The following is a 17,925-nucleotide window of genomic DNA, read 5'->3' as shown; positions in this document are numbered from 1 at the left end:
TTGATCGGTACTCACTGACCATCGCACGATGGCTCACTACGTCGCCTACGCAACGCTCAACAGCGGAGAACTACACCACTCCACGGGACGTAACCGTGATCCGAGTGTTCGATTCCTTGTCGGCGGTATCTTTTTCCGCCGTGGTATCGAGCGATCAGGCATGATGCTCCAACGACAGTAGGTCGGGTACGACGGACACCCCGGACAGGACTCCACTACGAAGCGTAGAACACGGCCCTGACACGGCGATGGTCGAGAGAGCCCTTCCGTGGTCAGAAGAGCGTTGGTGCTTCGGGGTCGATGCCGGTGAGCAGGGGCCGGATGATCGGCTCGTTCCATCCGTGCTCGAGGAGGGCTGTGCGCAGTGTGAGCGACTGGGCGCGGAACTGGGCGCGGCCGACACCGCGCCATCGGAAGGTCGAGGCGTTGGCGTGCCGGCCCTTCTGGGACCGGTCGAGCATGTTCAGCGCCTGGGTGCCGGGCAGTAGGTGTGTATCTGGCCCGGTGCTGGCGTGAACGCAGAGTGGGACGTCGCAGACGTGCATGAGTGCGATGCCAGGGTGCAGGGTCTCGCCGGTGAGGTGTTCGTAGGCGTAGCGTTGCGGCCGCAGGGCGCGTTGCTCGTCGTCCCTGGTAACCCAGAACCGCCCGTAGCCGTCGTCGGCTACGGCGCCGGTCCAGATCCAGCAGTCGCTCGGCCGCGGGCCCTTGACGACTTTCTCCCAGAACCGGTTAGCTTCTCCCCTGCGCTTCCTCATTGCCTGCTATCTCTGCCAGGACGTCATCGGACCCGCGCTGCTCGGCGGACGATCGGCCGGCGGCCTTCCATCCGCACCACTCCGACGATGACCAGAGCGGCCGCACCGATGACTAGCCACTCGGCCCACCACGGGGAGTCGGAGGCGGCGACCGTGAAGAGCAGCAGGAAGAACCAGAGTGCGATCGCCAGGGCGCCGGCGATCTGATTGCGGACCCGCGACGGGATGGGCAGCAGCAGTAGCGGTAGCCGGAGGATAGCGCGGACGAACCGGTAGCTGTACCGGATGCTCGAGGTGAGCAACCAGCGAATGATTCTGATCATCATGCTCTCCTGGTCGCCGGCGGGTCTTGCCGGGTGAGTTCAGCTTCGATGGCTGTGAGCCTGGTGGCACGGTAGGGATGCGGTCACAAGTGAAGCCGTAGGCGTCGGTGCTGTGTGGGTTCTGGTGCATCCCGGTCCCATGCTGCGAACAGAGCTCGAGCACTCGACAGGTTGCCGTGCTGGCGTGCAGCGAAAAGATCCGCTCGCAACTCATGCGTGCGGCTGTTCGCTAGGTAGGTGAAGGGTGATGCAATCGCGACGATCAGACTGACAGCGGCGATGGCCAGACCAGGGAACACTCCGGCACCGGAGCTTTCCGCGATGAGGCCCACGACCACTCCCCCAAGTAATAGGAGTGCTGCGAAGCCCATTCCTGCCATGAACTGACGGGTTTTCCGCTTCCACCATGCCTCGTTGGCGAAGTGGCCCAGCTCGTGTGTCAGCAAAAACCTAAGGACGTCGAACGGCAGTTCTCGCATGGCCGACTCGGTGATTTTGATTGTTGGCACCCCGCGGATTGCCTTGTACTCGGCGTTCGCCCGTGGTGCGCCTGGTTTACCCACCGATGGGGCAAGGGCGACCACCGGTGTTGGAAGACCTACCTGTGCCGTGACTCGCCCTACGATGGCGCGGGCCTCCTGTAAGAGGGCGTCGTCGGCTGTCCGGTCGTGTGGCGCTGTCATCCGGGAGCCGTCCGATCCAGCGCCCGGTACAGGGTGGTGCGGTCGATGTTCAGGCGTCGGGCGACCTCTGCCTTCGGAACGCGTGCCTCGATCAGGTTCCGCGCCTCGAGCAGCTGGTCATCGGTGAGCTTGCGGGATCGGCCCTGGTAGGCGCCGCGCTCCTTCGCTGCCCGAATACCGTCGGCTTGCCGTTCCCTGGTGATCGCTCGCTCAAGCTGCGCGAAGGACGCCATGATGTTCAGCTGGAACTCTGCGAACGGATCCGCGCCGCCAGGGGTGAACCTGACCCGTTCGGCGATGAACTCCACGGTCACACCCTTCGCGGTCAGCTCCCCCACGATCTGATTAAGGTCCACCACTGATCGGGCGAGCCGGTCCATGGATGACACCACGACGACGTCGCCGTGGCGGGCGTACTCGATCATCCCTGCCAGGGCAGCGCGGCCGGCCCGCTGCGCGCCGGATTGCTTCTCCTCGAACAGGCGATCAACAGCGCCGAGGGCGGCCAGCTGTCGCGCGAGATTCTGGTCAAGGGTCGAGACTCGGGCGTACCCGATGCGCTGCACCCGATGTTGCGTCATGTCTAGACCCTCGCACGTTGACGTTGCAAAAGCCAGAAAAGGACCCTGAAGCAACGCGATTCGGGCCGTTCTGCGCAGTTGCGTTTGGGTGTACTCGCCGCGACACAACCCGATGGGTGGCAGAACTCGCGCCAACTCACGGAGACATCGAGGGGTTCCGCATACAGCTTGTGCTGCAGTCATGAACCGCTGAAGACACAGCAAAGCCTGTCACTTTTCGAAGTCGTTTGCACGGAATGTCCGAAGTCGTCTGCACGGTCGTCAATTTCGTCCCGGCGCGCCTAATTCCAGCTGTTCCCTCGCCGACCCGCTCTGTTCTGTTCTGTTTCGAAATATCGACTCCACCACGAGGGCGACACTGTGAAGGAGTGAGGTGGGAACAAAATTGATAAAAATTTACTATGAATTCCTTCATAAATGAGTATTAGAAGTTTTCAATCGTATCTGTCACAGTGTTTCTGGATGGGAGGTTCCGATTGGCATTTATCAACACACATAGGCGAGGACACAGGCTGGAGGTGACTCTCACCGATCCGCCGCGACGGAACGCCTTGAGCACACAGATGCGCGTCGAGCTCATCGCGGAGCTCGAGCGAGCTAATGCGGACCCAGGTGTCCGCGTCATCATCCTCAAAGGAGCAGGACGTTTTTTCTGCTCCGGAGGTGATCTCGGAGCCATGCCCCCCAAAGATAGGGGCGAGGCAGCTTCTCGCCTCAGGCAAATCCAGATCCTCATCGGATTGCTCTCGGATTCACCAAAGGGAACCATCGCAGTGCTGACTGGGCCGGCAGTGGGCCTCGGCAGCAGTCTAGCCACCGCCTGTGACTACATCTTCATGACTACCGATGCCATGTTCTCCTTTCCGTTCACCCGTCTTGGGTTGATGCCGGACGGCGGCATCCTGCACACGTTAGGGCTTCGCGTTGGTTATGCGAAAGCGAAGCAGATCATGCTTGAAGCGCGCACTATAGACGCCGGGGAAGCCCTCAAGATTGGCTTAGCTGACGTGGTGTTGCCCGCGGAGGAGATGGACGTTGCAGTCGTCGATAAGGCGGACCTGATTGCCAGCGGGGCGCCTTTGGCGATCGCCGCAATCAAAGCAGTCTACCGAGTTAACTTGCTGGACAAGGAACAGATATTCGCCGCCGAACAGCGCGAGCAGGAAGCCCTTTACTTCTCCAGTGACTTCGCTGAGGGAAAGGCTGCCTTTGAGCAGCGGCGCGCTGCGATGTTCACCGGTACCTAAACAAATTGAGGATCTACTAATGCGGCTTTTGGAGAACAAGACCAGTGTGATCACGGGCGGAGCCGGGGGTATCGGGCTGGCCTCGGCTAGAGCGCTGGCGCAGGCTGGCAGCAGTATTGTGATTGGGGACAAGGACCACGGTCGACTGGATTTGGCACTGGAGGAGCTGGACCTCGGTGACTCCTGCATTGGGGTGCAATGCGATGTCACGTCATCCTCGGATGTAACCCACTTGGTGAACGCTGCTGTCAGTAAGTTTGGTTCCCTCGATGTGATGGTTAACAATGCGGGGTTCACGCGCGATGCGACGATGCGAAAGATGCGCGAAGAAGATTTCGACTCGGTTCTTGGCGTGCATCTCAAAGGCGCATGGTTGGGAACCAGAGCTGCAGCAGACGTCATGCGCACCGAAGGCACAGCAGGATCCATCGTCAACGTTTCTTCCATCTCGGGAAAAGTCGGCATGGCCGGACAAACCAATTACAGCGCGGCAAAGGCTGGCATGATCGGCCTGACCAAAGCAGCAGCGAAGGAGTTGGGTTTTGCGGGAATCCGCGTGAATGCGGTACAACCTGGCATCGTCCGAACCGAGCTTGTAGAAAGCCTCAAACCTGAGGTACTCAGCGCCAAATTGGCTGAAATTCCGATGAAGCGGTTCGGTGAACCCGCGGAAGTAGCACAGGTCATTCTCTTTCTCGCCAGCGGCATGTCCAGCTACATGACCGGTTCGGTCCTGGAAATAACGGGTGGAAGGCACATTTAGAAATGCCGCGATCAATGCATCGAAACATCGTCCCAGCCGACGGCCCGGATCAGCCGCAGCGACGTTTCCGCTGTGAGATACCCGTTCGGTGGTCAGATCAGGACGTCAATGGACATGTGAACAATGCCCGTGTCGTGACCTTAATGGAGGAGGCACGCCTGCTCTGGCTCAACCGACGTGCCGCGTCCGCAGGCGTGGAGAGCTTCAGCCACCCAAAGTTCGTGGTTGCACTCAACGTGGATTTTTTGAAACCCATATCCTATGGGCCGGCGTTGGAGCTATGCCTCGCTATCAGTCGCATCGGCACCAGCTCATTCACTGTTTCCTATGAGGCATCGCAGGACACGCATACCGTTTTCCGCGCAAGTACCGTGCTCGTTGTCATCGACAGGAGTTCCGGCAGACCCAGGGCGTTGCACGCCGAAGAAATCGCATATCTCACCGGCTACACCACGCTGGACCACGAAGCCAACAACATTGGAGAGACGAATGACTGACTCGACCGACTTCTACCTTCTTGAGGGCGCGCTGAACGATGAACAGCGCGAGGTTCAGCAACGTGTCCGGAACTTCGCCCGGAAGGAAGTCCTTCCGATAATTAATGACTACTGGGACCGCGCAGAGTTCCCCTTCGAGCTGATTCCGAAAATCGCTGACCTGGGAATTGTGGGGACCACGATCGAAGGTTACGGCTGCCCCGGAATGAGCCGCCTTGCATCTGCAATGGTCTCACTGGAAATGTCACGAGTGGATGGCAGCGTCAATACCTTTTTGAGCGTGCAGTCTGGCCTGACTATGGGTTCCATAGCGCTCTTAGGCAGCGAGGATCAAAAGAACCGGTGGCTGCCGGAGATGGCAGGGTTGAAAAAAATCGGAGCCTTCGCATTGACAGAACCCAACCACGGATCCGATTCGGTGGCGTTGGAAACCACAGCCCGCCGCGACGGCGATCAGTGGGTGATCAACGGTAATAAGCGGTGGATTGGCAACGCAAACTTTGCAGACGTCGTCGTCATTTGGGCGAGGGACGAGGCCGACCGGAAGGTCAAGGGCTTCGTCATGGAGAAGAACCCGGACGGGACGTATCCGGAAGGCTATACGGCGGAGTTAATCACCGGAAAGATCGGTAAACGGGCTATTTGGCAGCCCGACATAGTCATCAATAACCTCCGGATTCCTGCGGAGAACCGGCTGGTTGAGTCTGCGAGTTTCAAGGACGTGGGGCGCGTTCTGATGGCGACGAGGGGCAATGCCTCATGGGAATCGCTGGGACATGCGATGGCTGCGTACGAGGCAGCGCTGGCCTACGCTATGGAACGAATCCAGTTCGGAAAGCCGATCGCGAGCTTCCAGCTTGTCCAGAACAAGCTCGCCAACATGCTGGCCGAACTCACGGCTATGCAACTGATTTGCTTCCGGATAACCGAGCTTCAAGAGCAGGGAATGCTCACCGGGGCGATGTCCTCCCTGGCAAAAATGCACACCTCCCAAAAGGGTCGATGGATCTGTGCTGAAGCGCGGGACATTCTCGGAGGCAACGGGCTGCTTCTTGAGTACCAAGTGGCTCGCCACCTGACCGATATGGAAGTTGTGCACACCTACGAAGGGACCGATTCTATTCAGTCCCTCATAGTTGGACGTGAGATCACCGGTATATCCGCCTTTGCATAAAAATTAGGGAAGGTCCTGTACCGGTAATCCGGCCCAGAACCTTCCCTAATGCAGAAGTGCGGTCTCTTAGCTCCAGCTGTAGAAACCTGTTCCGGACTTCCGACCCAGATCTCCGCGCTCCACCATGTCGCGCAGGAGTTGCGGCGGGGAGAATCTTTCGCCGAGGGTGGAGCTTAGGTATTCAGCAATCCCGAGGCGCACGTCGAGGCCTACAATATCCGTCAGCCTTAGTGGCCCAACAGGATGCTTATAGCCCAGTACCATCGCTGCGTCGATGTCCTCAGCTGTGGCAACACCCTGTTCAACCATGCGGATGGCCTCCAGGGCTATGACAACACCAAGCCTCGAGGAGGCAAATCCCGGTGCGTCATTGACGACGACGGGAGTTTTGCCGAGCGCCTCGACCCAGCCGCGGGAGGCCTCCGCCAATTCTGCGGAGGTGTCTTCGGCCAGCACCACTTCAACGAGCAAGGAGGCAGGCACCGGGTTGAAAAAATGTAAACCCACGAAACGCTCCGGGCGCTGCAAGTTGCCTGCCAGTCCGCTCACTGACAGTGACGACGTATTCGTAGCGAGCCACGCATCCGCCTTCAGCTGATCCTCAACGGCTCTGAGTGCTCGTGTTTTGAGCTCCCATTCCTCCGGCACCGCTTCCACCACGAGGCCGCACTGTGCAAACGTCGAGTAGTCGGTGGACACAGAAAACCGAGTAGAGAGAGTCTCCAGAGTCTCGGTGGTGGTGCCGCGCTCCACGCTCTTTTTCAGGGTTTCAAGAACGCGCCCGCGCGCCGCTTCCGCGGCTTCACCATCGCGCTCGACGACGACAACGGTCGACCCCGTCGCCACAAAAGCATGGGCTATTCCCGCGCCCATCCTTCCGCCACCGAGCACGCCTACCATGAGGGGAATCCGAGCCGGGTTTGTCATCTCAACACTGGAAACGTTCATGGGGTTCTCTTCCTATCTGAATTCTTCCTGTTCAAAAACTCCTGCATTCGATCAAATTTTGCCTCAGATTCAAAAAGGATTCCCTGAGCCAACTGGTCGATGACCGGATGAGCCCCGACGGGGGTATGGAACACTGACTTGGTGATGCGCACCGCCAACGAATCCTGCCGACAGATCCGGTCAGCAAGTGCATCGGCGGCCTGAATCAGTTCCTCCGGAGGGTGGATTTCGGTGATCAGGTGGAGCCCCAAGGCTTCCTCGGCTCCGAGGATGCGTCCCGCAAGCAACATTTCCTTGGCCACCGGTTCGCCCACTAATTCACGCAGGCGCCACGATGCGCCGGCTGCGGCGAGGATGCCGAGTCCGGTTTCGGGGTTGCCAATCTTCAGCGACGGCGTACCAATCCGAAAATCAGCAGCGTAGGCAAGCTCTGCCCCGCCGCCCAGCGCGTAACCGTCCAGGGCGGCGATAACGGGCAGGGGCAACTTGGCAATACGAGTGAAGACGCCGGAATTGATCCCAGCCAAAGCCTCATCCCGGCGTCGTTCCCGCAACTCGGCGATGTCCGCACCGGAAGCGAAAACTCCGCCCGAGGGCGTCTGCGTGCCGGAAAGGATCAGCACTTTGGGCGTTTCCTCTAACCTGGCACAGACCCTGTCCAGTTCTTGCGCCATGACGTGGTCAATGGCGTTGCGGACTTCCGGGCGGTCCAACCGCACATGCACCCGGTCGCGGTGCTCCTCGACGCGAAGCGTCGTGTAGGTCTCCGCCATTAGACTCCCTCGACCAGCAGCGCCGTACCCTGGCCGACGCCGACACACATGGTGGCCAGCCCGATCCGGCGGCGCCCGCCGGCCAACTCACGTTCCATGCGGCCAAGCAGCGTGATCACGAGACGGGATCCGGAAGATCCTAGAGCGTGGCCAAGGGCAATAGCGCCGCCGTCGTTGTTCACAATCTCCGGATCGAGACCCAACCGCCGGATACAGGCGAGCGACTGTGTTGCAAACGCTTCATTGAGCTCGACGGCGCCGATGTCCCCAATGCCCAACCCGGTGCGCGCAAGGATCTTCTGCGTCGCGGGCACCGGACCGATGCCCATAACTTCCGGCGGCACTCCGGCGGACCCGCCATCCACAATCCGGGCTCGCGGAGTTAGCCCAAATTTCCGGATTGCGGCTTCGGAGGCGACAATGATTGCTGACGCTCCATCATTCAAACTGGACGCATTGCCGGCAGTGACAATTCCGCCCGGCTTCACCACGGGGCGCAGCCCGGCCAGAACCTCCAACGTGGTCCCGGATCGCGGGCCTTCATCGGTGTCCACCAGGACTGATTTTTTACCTTGCGGTGTGGGCACGGCGACAATTTCCGCGGCGAACCGGCCGCCATCGATCGCAGCGAGTGCTTTTTCATGAGAGCGCACCGCGAAAGCGTCGGCATCCTCGCGGGAGATGGCGTCCACAGCGGCAACTTCCTCCGCGGTTGCCGGCATGGATAAGGTGGTTTTGTCCTGTGACTTGAATATCGGGTTGACGAAACGCCAACCGATGGATGAGTCGAAAATTTCGCCGGGCCGGGCGAAGGCCTTGGTCGGTTTTTCCTGAACCCAGGGTGCGCGGCTCATTGATTCGACGCCGCCGGCAACCACAATGTCCGCAGCGCCGGCCTTGATCATATGGGAAGCCATGATGATCGCCGAAAGGCCCGACGCGCAGAGTCGGTTCACGGTGATCCCGGGGACGGTGTCCGGTAGCCCTGCAAGGAGCGTGGCCATACGCGCAACGTTGCGGTTTTCCTCACCGGCGCCGTTGGTGTTGCCGAAGATCACCTCATCGATGGTTTCAGGGTCTACGCCGGCTCTGGCCACCGCTTCTTTGATGGTGAGCGCGGCCAGATCATCGGGGCGGACTCCTGATAGCGCTCCACCGTAGCGTCCAACCGGGGTGCGCGCCCCGCCTACTAGAAATGCCTCAGCCATAATATCTCCTCAATTGATGTACCCCGATGTGGGGATGACGTGCGGGCGATGTGCTACCTGCCCGCCTATTTGGCCGCGAGCTGGCGCCCGCCGTCGATTATTAGGTTTGTTCCCGTGATGTACCCGGCGAAGTCGCTGAGCAGGTATGTGCAGGCATTAGAAATTTCGTCTTTTGTCGCAATCCGCCCGAGCGGGATTTCCCTGAGGTGGCGTTTCAGCTCGTCAGGTGTCCCATAAAGTACATCTGCGCCGCCGGTTCCCTCAGTGAGGCCGGGGGTAAGGGTGTTAAGCCGTATTCCATGCTGGGCCCATGCAGCTGCGAGAGACTTTGTCATGGTCAACACGCCGCTCTTGGCGCTGGCGGAATGGATTGTACTGGAACTGCCCGTCAGAGCGGCGGTTGTACCGATGTTGACCACGGACAGCGGAATTCCGGCTTCAATGGCATTGCGGCCAACCGCTTGGGTGACGTTCCAGGTGCCGTTGAGAACAATATCGACGACGGCGCGCCACCCGTTGGGACTCAGATCCAACGGATCCACCCGAAAATTACCGGCCGCGTTATTCACCAGCAGACTAATGGTTCCAAGCTTCCGGGAGATTTCACCGATGGTTTCGCGAACTCCGTCGGCGTCGCGCACATCAACGCTGTAGCCTGCAGCCGTTGATCCGTTTCTGGACAGTTCCTCGGCCGCTGCGTCCAATCGGCCCGAATCCCGGCCAACGATGGCGACGTTCGCGCCCAGGCGGGAGAGGCTAAGCGCGATGGCCAATCCAATGCCATTGCTGCCACCGGTTACCAAAGCTGTGTGACCGTGAAAAGTATTCGGGGGCAACATGGATGTGAGCCTTTACCTGGATTGTCGGGATCAGCGGAGGTAAACCCTGGAAGGATCTATCTCCTCACGGAGCATACGGAGTTCCTCCTTTGTGGGCGCGGCGGTTATGGTGATGCTCTCCATCAGCCGCAGCGGCCAGCCGGTCGCCGCGCGCACTCGTTCAACAGTCACGCCTTCGTGCACCGAGGCCAGACACAATTCGCCGGTTTCATCCATCTTGAGTACGCCGAGATCGGTGATCACCGTGGTGACGCCCAATCCGCGCGTGGGGACCTTTGGTGCGGCTTTCCGCGCCGCCGCGAGGGAAGGGCTGGTGCAGAAATCCAACTTATCGACAAAAGACGCGGGATTATGTCTGCGCAAAACAACGAAAACCTCGTGCGAATTTGCCATGACCTCCACGGCGCCACCGGATCCGGGCAGACGGACTTTTGGATTGTCCCATGGACCGATCACGGTGGTGTTCAGGCTCCCATGACGGTCAATCTGCGCCGCGCCCAGGAAACCGACGTCGATCCAGCCTCCTTGAAGTACGTATCCGAAGAGCACCGGCATGGTAAGAATTGCCTCGGCCCCGGTGGCCAGGGAGGCATCTGCTATTGTCTCCGGAAGCCGTGGTGGGTGGGCTCCGCAGACTCCCGATTCGTAGATCTGCTCTATGTCCGGTGAGCTGGACTTCTGAGCGAGGGCGACGGCAAGAGTCGGCAGCCCGATCCCGGCAAATACCCTCCGTTTGCCCTGTAGCAGGCGGCAACTGACAGTTGCCAGGAGCTCGCTTGCTGTATAGGTGTCGCGTGCCTCATCCTCGATGCTGTCCGTCTGTTTCGTGGTCATAGGACGCTTCCATAGTTAACTGGCGTGGAAAAGCGCGGGGCCGGAGTCAGCCGCTCGAAGAAGTTGCTACCGAGTTTGCTGAGGTAGCCCGAATGGCTTCCGACGTCGTGAATCCATTCCTGTATCCACTGCTCCAGTTTCTGCGGATCCTTACTAATGTCAGACCAGGCCCGGTAGAAATCATTGTCGCGGTCGTAGTATCCCTGAGCGAATGACGGGTGGGCGCCGTAACCGCATTCAACGACGGCGTCAACGGCGAACCCAGGAATGATGGTGCGGTTTGGATCCGAGCGGATAACACCGTCATCGACAATCTCCTCAACAAGAACGATCGTTTTCCTCGATGCGAACGCCGCCTCCTGCTGCGGACCCAAAATTCCCCAGCTCTGGACATTGCCGCTGAGGTCAGCCCGTTGGGCGTGAACGATCGCAACGTCGGGGTTGAGCGGAGGAACCACATACGTTTCAACGTCACTGTCAAAAGGAGAAACGACCCTCCTTAAGTTCGGGTTGACCTTCGGAAGGTCGCTACCGGCGTAGGAACGGATGGGCATGAACGGAACGCCGGAGGCGCCGGCCTGGTAGCGGGCAAGCAAACCGTAGTGGCTGTATTCTTCAATCTCGATCGGTGAGCTGCTGCCGGCTTCAACGGCGCGTCGAATCGCATACAGGGATCCAACCGAACTGTTGCCGGTAAACGCGAAAACCAGCTTGCTGACGCACCCGGCGCCCACCAGTTGGTCGGCGACGATATCTGGGGTCATGCGTACTAACGTGAGATTGCGGACACCCTGCCGGATAATTTCATGGCCGGCCGCGTAAGGGATCAGGTGCGTGAAGCCCTCCAACGCCAGAACTTCGCCGTCAGAAACAAACTGGGCGACTGCGTCGTGCAGACTGAACCGCTTATTGGTCATTATGTGATGCCCTTCACTACTGCAAGCTTTGGTTGTCCAAGCTTGCATCCTGTGATCCATATACGTCCAATACTCAAAGTAGACTCATGTTATGCATTGTGCTTATCAAACGTTCAGGAGGCAGCTATGGAGTTCAGGCATCTCGTCGGATTTATTGCTACAGCAGAGGAACTGCACTTTGGTCGGGCCGCCGCCCGTCTCCACATGGCTCAGCCTGCACTAAGTCAACAGATCCGCCAGCTGGAGAAGGAACTCGACGTTGTACTGTTCCATAGGAATACCCGCTCCGTCATTTTGAGCGAGGCTGGACACGCCCTCCTGCAACCGGCCCGCCAAGTTATTGCAGACGTAGACCTCGCAAAAAGAGCCGCAATTCTTGGCACTTCCGAAATTGTGGGCCGCGTGGTCATTGGATTCGCGGGTGCCAGCAGCCGCAACGTCCTACCCAAACTGGCGCGAGCCGTTCGTGCCGAACAACCTGGTGTTGAATTGATTCTGCAGGGGCAAACCTATGCTGGCGCAGCACTCGGGGAGATTGTGGCGGGACAGGTGGATATCGGATTCTGCCGCCTCCCAGTGATGAATCCTGCTATAGCAACGAGAATTTTTGACTACGAGACATTGGTGGCTGCGCTACCATCCGATCACAGGCTTGCTGCCCAGGAAACGATCAACATCTCAGATCTGGCATCAGAACCTTTCGTCACGTTCCCCGGCAATCGTGGGTCAAGTGTGCGGGATGCTTTAGTCCATCAGGCGATGATTGCAGGGTTTACCCCGCAGATCATGCAGGAGGCCCCTGACTCCTACACAATTCTGAGTCTTGTGGCCGCAGGGGTCGGTGTCACCCTTACCGTTTCCTCTGTTCAGCACATCGATACGCCCGGGTTGGTTTACCGTCAGTTAAACGGCAACATCCCGGATCTCGCCGCCGTCCTGGCGTGGCGCAAGGACAACTCCTCGCCAGCGGTGCGGGCCGTTCTGGATATTGCGGAACGGGTTTTGCCCACGCCGCGGAGAGAGACAACACCAAACCATTCATAAGCAGGTTCTCAGATCACGCGCTGTACAGGGCGGAATTCAAGGCAGAGGTACACTCTCCATCGGTGCGGAAGGCAGAGTAGAACTCGACAGCAGCAAAGACCGACCGCCCGAAGTCTCCGTACCTATTTCACCCACTAGTTTGGAAGAGGGCGGGGAAGCGGTGGAGGAGCGCATTCCCGCGAGGAGGGAGAATCACGTTTAGCCGCCGACGTATTTTTGGTCTACTGCTGAATCTCCTGCTGGTGGCCGTCAGCGTATCGCTGTTCGTGCCCCAGGCCAGCCAGATTGCAGGTGTGTTGATGATCGGCGGTGCCGTTGTGGGCCTCACCATGGTGTCGGCGCCGGTCAGGTTGGTCTCAGGCATCTTGATTGGTGTAGGCGCAGCCGCGTATTCCGCGGCGTTGACCCGTGGCCATGCTTTCGACCCAATGGAAGTGCTGTCAGTGAATCAAACATTGATTGGCATGATTGCCGCAGTCTCCTTTCTGCAACTCATTACACGGACGGAAGGCCTTGCGCAGCCCCGCCTTTCCGGCCGCGCTGCTGTCTGGCGAACCACCGGCGTAGTGCACCTGCTTGGCTCGATAATCAACATCACCGTCGTTGGCTCGGCTGCCGATCAACTGCGCCAACGCAGACCTTTGCAGATAACAGATGCGTTGTTGATCTCGCGCGCATTTTCCACGGGTTCATTCTGGTCGCCGTTTTGGGCGGCATCCGCGGCCGCTCTTATCTACGCACCGGAAGCGGAAATCCGAATTATTATGGTGTGCGGAGCAGCCTTGGCGGGAGTAGCCATCGCGTTCACTTCGGAGTCTGCCGCGCGGCGCCTAGGTGAGCGACTGGCGGAATACCAGGGCTACGCGCTAAGCCGACAGTTGCTTGAGGTCCCCTTGGCCATGGTGGTCCTGATCGTCCTACTGCATTTTCTGGCGCCGGAAATTCCCGTGGCAAAACTTGTGTTGGTGTGTTCCCTCGTTGTCACTGCCGTAGTTCTCGGTGTCCGCGGATACCAAGAGGGGTATCGACGATTCAGCGAACACGCAACGCACCACATACCCAAGCATTATGGCGAACTTACCCTGTTTGCTTCCGCCGGGTTGTTAGCCGTGGGCTGCCAAGCATTGCTGTCAGTGACCCCCGTGCACATGCCTGTCGAGGTGTTTGGCGTGTTTGAAGCCTGGCTTTGCATTGTCGCGACGGCAGCACTCGCGCTAGTAGGCGTGCATCCGGTTGTCTCGGTGGCCGTGCTGGCTGCATTGGTCGCCCAGTTGAATCCTGATCCGACTCTATTTGCCTTGGCAGCCATGATCGGATGGGGCTGTTCCATACCGGTGGGACCCCTGTCCGGGTTGCTGCTGCATCTTGGTGGCAGATATGGAATAGACGCTTTGGCGATCGTGCGTGGAAACCTGCCGTACCTTCTCTTCGTCATAGGCATGGCCTACCCCGCGCTACTGCTATGCGAAGTCCTCATTCGGATATGACATGCCGGACAGTCCCGTCTGGGTTATAAAAAAATCTTCCGACTCTTGTACGAATTGAGTATTGGACTTTATCGGTAGGGGGCTGCCAGTCTTAGGGGCAGCAAGAACCCATGGTGATCCACATCACGTAGCTCACCAACCGCCCTTTAGCGAATCCGCTTCTGCCGGTCCATGCAGTAGTGCCGGTCTCGATCCTGAGGGACGGGTTGCAGTCGCCAAGCTCGAAGGAACAAGGGATGCCAAAGACGCCATGTACTGCCCTCGGTTGGCTCTACAGCCCGCCGGTCAACGACCGTCACTCGGTACACCGCTCCACGGGTCGAAGGCAGCCTCTGATCAGTGCGGTGCTTGAAGGGTGGCGCTAGGTGATTTCCCGGAATAGTAATGTAAGCGGTCCTGGAGATAAGGATCCATTTCACGTTGATCTGCCGTCCGAAGAGGCCTCCGCCCTGTGGGAACATGACAAGCCGACAGCCGGACCGATGGCGAATGTGTTCAGCGCGGTCCTAGTGGGCGCCATTGGGCTAAGTTGCATGACGGGAGCCCTCGCGCTCGGGCTGGGGACGCCAGCGGAGCCCGGCAGCGGTATGTGGCCGTTTATTCTCTCCGTCGTATTGATCTCCCTCTCGGTGGCTCTGGCCCTGTTTGCGCGGCGCATCATCGACGTCGAAAAGTTCTCCAGTTCCAGTTGGGCTGTTCTTGCGGGAACGGCAGGTCTTGTATGTTTTGTGTTTTTGCTTCCGGTAATCGGTTTCGAGATTCCCTCTCTGGTGCTGACCTTCGTCTGGCTTAGATTTCTCGGCAAGGAAACGTGGCGAATGTCTTCGCTGCTCAGCTTCACTATCGTCGCTGCTTTCTACATCATCTTCGTCCTCTTACTTGGCGTTCCACTGCCGCATTTGTTTTAAGGAATTAATATGGACTTTCTCGATCCGATGATTAATGGATTCGGCGTCGTCGCTCAGCCGACGAACTTGCTCTACTGTTTCGTCGGGGTAACCATCGGAATGTTGATCGGCGTGCTCCCTGGGCTCGGCCCAACCGCCACGATCGCCATCCTGCTGCCGTTGAGTTACGGTATGGAACCGGTGACGGCCATCATCATGCTGGCGGGAATCTACTACGGTGCCCAGTACGGAGGAACCATTACTTCGGTACTGCTCCGACTGCCGGGGGAGGCGTCCACTGTGGTGACGGTTTTCGATGGTTACGCCCTCGCCAAGCAGGGAAAAGCGGGCACTGCACTCGGCATCTCAGCTATCGGATCCTTCATCGGCGGCACCTTGGCGATTTTCGGACTAGCGCTATTTGCTCCGATCGTAGCCGGGTATGCCTTGGACTTCGGGCCGCCGGAATACGCAGCCATGACAGCTCTTGGTGTACTCCTAGTCGCAACCGTCGGCAACGGGCACAAGCTTAAATCCGTCATTGCAGCCACAGTCGGACTGCTACTGGCGACTGTGGGCCGAGACATCTTCACCGGCACCCCACGGTTCACCTTCGGCAACCTGGCACTCATGGAAGGCATCGGGTTCATTGCCATCGCGATGGGAGTCTTCGGCCTCGGCGAAATTATCTATAACATCGAACAACGACACAATAAAGTCTCCGCACCCGCCAAAGTGGCCAACGTCTGGCCATCTCGTAAGGATCTCAAACAGGCCTCCGGCGCCATCGGGCGCGGCTCTGTTCTTGGCTTCGCACTGGGAGTCCTTCCGGGCGGCGGCGCCACGTTATCTTCCATGGTCGCCTACTCCATTGAAAAGCGGCGTGCGAAGGAACCCGAAAGATTCGGCCGCGGAGCCATCGAAGGAGTTGCGGGGCCGGAGACGGCAAACAATGCGGCAGCAACGTCATCGTTCATCCCACTACTCACCCTAGGCATCCCAGCCAACGCCACTATGGCGATCATGCTGGGTGCTCTACTGATCCAGGGCATCACCCCTGGTCCGCAGCTCGTCTCCGACCAACCAGATCTGTTCTGGGGAGTGATCAGCTCGATGTTCATTGGGAATATTCTGCTGCTGATAATGAGCATCCCCCTCGTTGGAATCTTCGTCAAAATTCTACGGGTGCGCGAAGGTATTCTTGCACCGATTACCGCACTCATTACCCTACTGGGTGTCTACACGATCAATAACAGCACCTTTGACATGATGCTGGTAATCATCTTCGGCGTCCTCGGCTATCTGATGAAAAAATTCGGCTTTGACGCCGGACCGCTGGTGCTGGCATATGTTCTCGGCGGACTGCTTGAAAGCTCATTTCGCCAATCCATGAGAATCTTCGACGGCGACGCTACCGGATTTCTCACCCGCCCAATCTCGGCTACATTAATTGCAATGTTTCTCGTCGTGGCCCTTTTGCCAGTTATCCAGAAACTATGGAAGCACCGTCGTCACCAACTTCCTCACGAACCAAACAAAGTCACTGAAAATGGAAGGGAGGCGCAGGCGACGAAGGATGACTGACTCCTCGGGACACCGGGAAGATAAGGCACGCATTTCTTATGGGCGGCCAATGGAATACTCTCATAACCTACAAACGTTTTTTCAAACAACGAACAAAAGGGGAATGCATTGAAAAGAAAAACTATAGGTCCGGTGCTTATTATGGCTCTCACTTTGGCGGGGTGCTCCGGGTCCAACCTAGGAGGTTCCCAGGCAGCCACTTCCGGGTCCGGTGAATGTGAAGGCGATAATTTCCCTTCAAAGACAATAGAAATTGTTGTCCCATACGCTGCAGGTGGTGGAACAGACACCGTCGCAAGGGCACTAGCAAATGCCGTTCAAACCCATCTTCCGAACGAAGCATCGGTGATTGTAACCAATAAACCGGGCGCTTCTTCTACGCTTGGCATTGCCGGAGTCGCTAATGCAGAACCGGACGGTTACACCTTGGCTGCGGTCACCAGTACAGGTTTGGCAATACAGCCCCACCTGCCCGAGACGCCATACGAAGTGGACGCTCTGCAGCCCGTGGTGCAGGCAGTGTCTTCACCGCAGGTCCTCCTTGTAAAGGAGGACGCGCCCTGGAAAACCCTCGATGACTGGCTGACGTACATGAAAGAAAACCCCGGGTTCAAATACGGTAGCGCTAATACTCTTGGTACCGCTAGCGTTGCGATGACGGCGCTGTCATCCGCTGCGGAAATTGAAACGGAAAACATCCCTTTCGAAGGCGCAGCCCCCTCTATCACCGCACTGCTCGGAGGACACGTCCAGGGCGCGGCAGTACAGTCTTTTGAAGGAATGGCACAAATGGAGGCCGGCACAGTGCGCGCCCTCGTTAACGTCGGTAGCAGCCCGATCCCGGGATACGAAGATATACCGCTCGCCTCGGAAACTTGGCCAGACGTGGAATACGACGTCTTTACCGGATTGGCGGCTCCGGCAGGCATCTGCGAAGAAACCCTTAACACTCTAGACGAGGCCTTCTCTCAGGCACTGGAAGATCCCGAGGTAATCGAGCAATTCGCAAACATCGGAGTGGAACCCGCATATGCGGGGCCAGAGGACTTCCGTGAAATTATCGAAAGTTCTTACGACAAGATCGGGGTAGTACTAGAGGAAGAGAATTCTAACTGACGCGGAAAAATCGTGTCTCGTCGACTCGGTTAACGACGATAAAACCACCCATTTAGCTTAGTCGAGTATTTTGATTAGACATTGAAGAAACGGAGGTCGCGGCGCCTCGCGAGGGCGGTCCGCCGCGACCTTCTGTATCTTGGTGCGGCCGTGGGCACGGGAGTTCCCCGGCTCATCGTAATTGAGGGTGTAGGTGGGGTCTGAAGCCGCCTGATTCGAGCAGGCTGCGGGCGATGTAATTGGTGAGGTTACGGAAGCCGAG

At 58.4% G+C, this 17,925-nt stretch carries 19 protein-coding genes; 9 read left to right on the top strand and 10 right to left on the bottom strand.

Going from position 1 to position 17,925, the window contains the following annotated elements:
- Positions 1-272: 272 nt before the first annotated feature.
- From IWX65_RS15870 to IWX65_RS15855, 4 genes are all read right to left on the bottom strand, one after another.
- Positions 273-758, bottom strand: coding sequence for a hypothetical protein (locus tag IWX65_RS15870; RefSeq protein WP_196884388.1), 486 nt, complete (start codon positions 756-758; stop codon positions 273-275).
- 23 nt (positions 759-781) lie between these two features.
- Positions 782-1,081 carry a hypothetical protein gene (locus tag IWX65_RS15865; RefSeq protein ID WP_196884387.1) on the bottom strand — a complete coding sequence of 100 codons (300 nt, stop codon included), beginning with the start codon at positions 1,079-1,081 and terminating at the stop codon, positions 782-784.
- 83 nt (positions 1,082-1,164) lie between these two features.
- Complete coding sequence (locus IWX65_RS15860) at positions 1,165-1,764, bottom strand: M48 family metalloprotease (protein WP_196884386.1); 600 nt, start codon at positions 1,762-1,764, stop codon at positions 1,165-1,167.
- Entirely contained in the window at positions 1,761-2,345 is a 585-nt protein-coding gene (locus tag IWX65_RS15855) for a recombinase family protein (protein ID WP_196884385.1), read from the bottom strand. The genes IWX65_RS15860 and IWX65_RS15855 overlap by 4 nt, the downstream gene beginning before the upstream one ends.
- Positions 2,346-2,797: 452 nt before the next feature.
- On the opposite strand from IWX65_RS15855, the gene IWX65_RS15850 reads away from it, so the two are divergent.
- From IWX65_RS15850 to IWX65_RS15835, 4 genes are read left to right on the top strand one after another with little or no spacing between them, the layout of a single operon-like run.
- Positions 2,798-3,592 (top strand): enoyl-CoA hydratase/isomerase family protein, encoded by a 795-nt coding sequence (locus IWX65_RS15850; RefSeq protein ID WP_334683929.1) that lies wholly within the window; start codon positions 2,798-2,800, stop codon positions 3,590-3,592.
- Between the two features lie 19 nt (positions 3,593-3,611).
- A complete protein-coding gene (gene fabG, locus IWX65_RS15845; RefSeq protein WP_196884383.1) occupies positions 3,612-4,355 on the top strand; it encodes a 3-oxoacyl-ACP reductase FabG in 744 nt (247 codons plus the stop codon).
- Positions 4,356-4,357: 2 nt separating this feature from the next.
- Positions 4,358-4,852 carry an acyl-CoA thioesterase gene (locus IWX65_RS15840; RefSeq protein WP_334683928.1) on the top strand — a complete coding sequence of 165 codons (495 nt, stop codon included), beginning with the start codon at positions 4,358-4,360 and terminating at the stop codon, positions 4,850-4,852.
- Complete coding sequence (locus IWX65_RS15835; protein ID WP_196884381.1) at positions 4,845-6,026, top strand: acyl-CoA dehydrogenase family protein; 1,182 nt, start codon at positions 4,845-4,847, stop codon at positions 6,024-6,026. The genes IWX65_RS15840 and IWX65_RS15835 overlap by 8 nt, the downstream gene beginning before the upstream one ends.
- A gap of 66 nt (positions 6,027-6,092) precedes the next feature.
- Here the strand turns inward: IWX65_RS15835 and IWX65_RS15830 are convergent, their stop codons facing one another.
- The 6 genes from IWX65_RS15830 to IWX65_RS15805 form a co-directional block, all read right to left on the bottom strand.
- Positions 6,093-6,974 carry a 3-hydroxyacyl-CoA dehydrogenase family protein gene (locus IWX65_RS15830; protein ID WP_334683927.1) on the bottom strand — a complete coding sequence of 294 codons (882 nt, stop codon included), beginning with the start codon at positions 6,972-6,974 and terminating at the stop codon, positions 6,093-6,095.
- Entirely contained in the window at positions 6,971-7,747 is a 777-nt protein-coding gene (locus tag IWX65_RS15825; protein ID WP_196884380.1) for an enoyl-CoA hydratase/isomerase family protein, read from the bottom strand. The genes IWX65_RS15830 and IWX65_RS15825 overlap by 4 nt, the downstream gene beginning before the upstream one ends.
- Positions 7,747-8,955, bottom strand: coding sequence for a thiolase family protein (locus IWX65_RS15820; RefSeq protein WP_196884379.1), 1,209 nt, complete (start codon positions 8,953-8,955; stop codon positions 7,747-7,749). Before IWX65_RS15820 ends, IWX65_RS15825 begins: the two co-directional genes overlap by 1 nt.
- A 65-nt stretch (positions 8,956-9,020) precedes the next feature.
- The gene (locus IWX65_RS15815; protein ID WP_196884378.1) at positions 9,021-9,794 is read right to left on the bottom strand and encodes an SDR family oxidoreductase; all 774 of its coding nucleotides are present in this window, start codon (positions 9,792-9,794) and stop codon (positions 9,021-9,023) included.
- Positions 9,795-9,824: 30 nt separating this feature from the next.
- Positions 9,825-10,628, bottom strand: coding sequence for a CoA-transferase subunit beta (locus IWX65_RS15810; RefSeq protein WP_196884377.1), 804 nt, complete (start codon positions 10,626-10,628; stop codon positions 9,825-9,827).
- A complete protein-coding gene (locus tag IWX65_RS15805) occupies positions 10,625-11,545 on the bottom strand; it encodes a CoA transferase subunit A (RefSeq protein WP_196884376.1) in 921 nt (306 codons plus the stop codon). Before IWX65_RS15805 ends, IWX65_RS15810 begins: the two co-directional genes overlap by 4 nt.
- A 126-nt stretch (positions 11,546-11,671) precedes the next feature.
- On the opposite strand from IWX65_RS15805, the gene IWX65_RS15800 reads away from it, so the two are divergent.
- The 5 genes from IWX65_RS15800 (at position 11,672) to IWX65_RS15780 (ending at position 17,663) form a co-directional block, all read left to right on the top strand.
- The gene (locus IWX65_RS15800; protein WP_196884375.1) at positions 11,672-12,589 is read left to right on the top strand and encodes a LysR family transcriptional regulator; all 918 of its coding nucleotides are present in this window, start codon (positions 11,672-11,674) and stop codon (positions 12,587-12,589) included.
- A gap of 242 nt (positions 12,590-12,831) precedes the next feature.
- Positions 12,832-14,076 (top strand): hypothetical protein, encoded by a 1,245-nt coding sequence (locus IWX65_RS15795; protein WP_196884374.1) that lies wholly within the window; start codon positions 12,832-12,834, stop codon positions 14,074-14,076.
- A 365-nt stretch (positions 14,077-14,441) separates the two neighbouring features.
- A complete protein-coding gene (locus tag IWX65_RS15790) occupies positions 14,442-14,984 on the top strand; it encodes a tripartite tricarboxylate transporter TctB family protein (protein ID WP_334683926.1) in 543 nt (180 codons plus the stop codon).
- 9 nt (positions 14,985-14,993) lie between these two features.
- Positions 14,994-16,547: a tripartite tricarboxylate transporter permease gene (locus tag IWX65_RS15785; protein ID WP_196884373.1), complete on the top strand. Its 1,554-nt coding sequence runs from the start codon at positions 14,994-14,996 to the stop codon at positions 16,545-16,547.
- A 141-nt stretch (positions 16,548-16,688) separates the two neighbouring features.
- Positions 16,689-17,663 carry a tripartite tricarboxylate transporter substrate binding protein gene (locus IWX65_RS15780; protein WP_334683930.1) on the top strand — a complete coding sequence of 325 codons (975 nt, stop codon included), beginning with the start codon at positions 16,689-16,691 and terminating at the stop codon, positions 17,661-17,663.
- Positions 17,664-17,925 lie beyond the last annotated feature (262 nt).

Source organism: Arthrobacter sp. CAN_A214, from assembly GCF_015751955.1.
Classification (GTDB): domain Bacteria; phylum Actinomycetota; class Actinomycetes; order Actinomycetales; family Micrococcaceae; genus Arthrobacter_D.
This window is presented reverse-complemented; position numbering and strand designations above follow the sequence as displayed.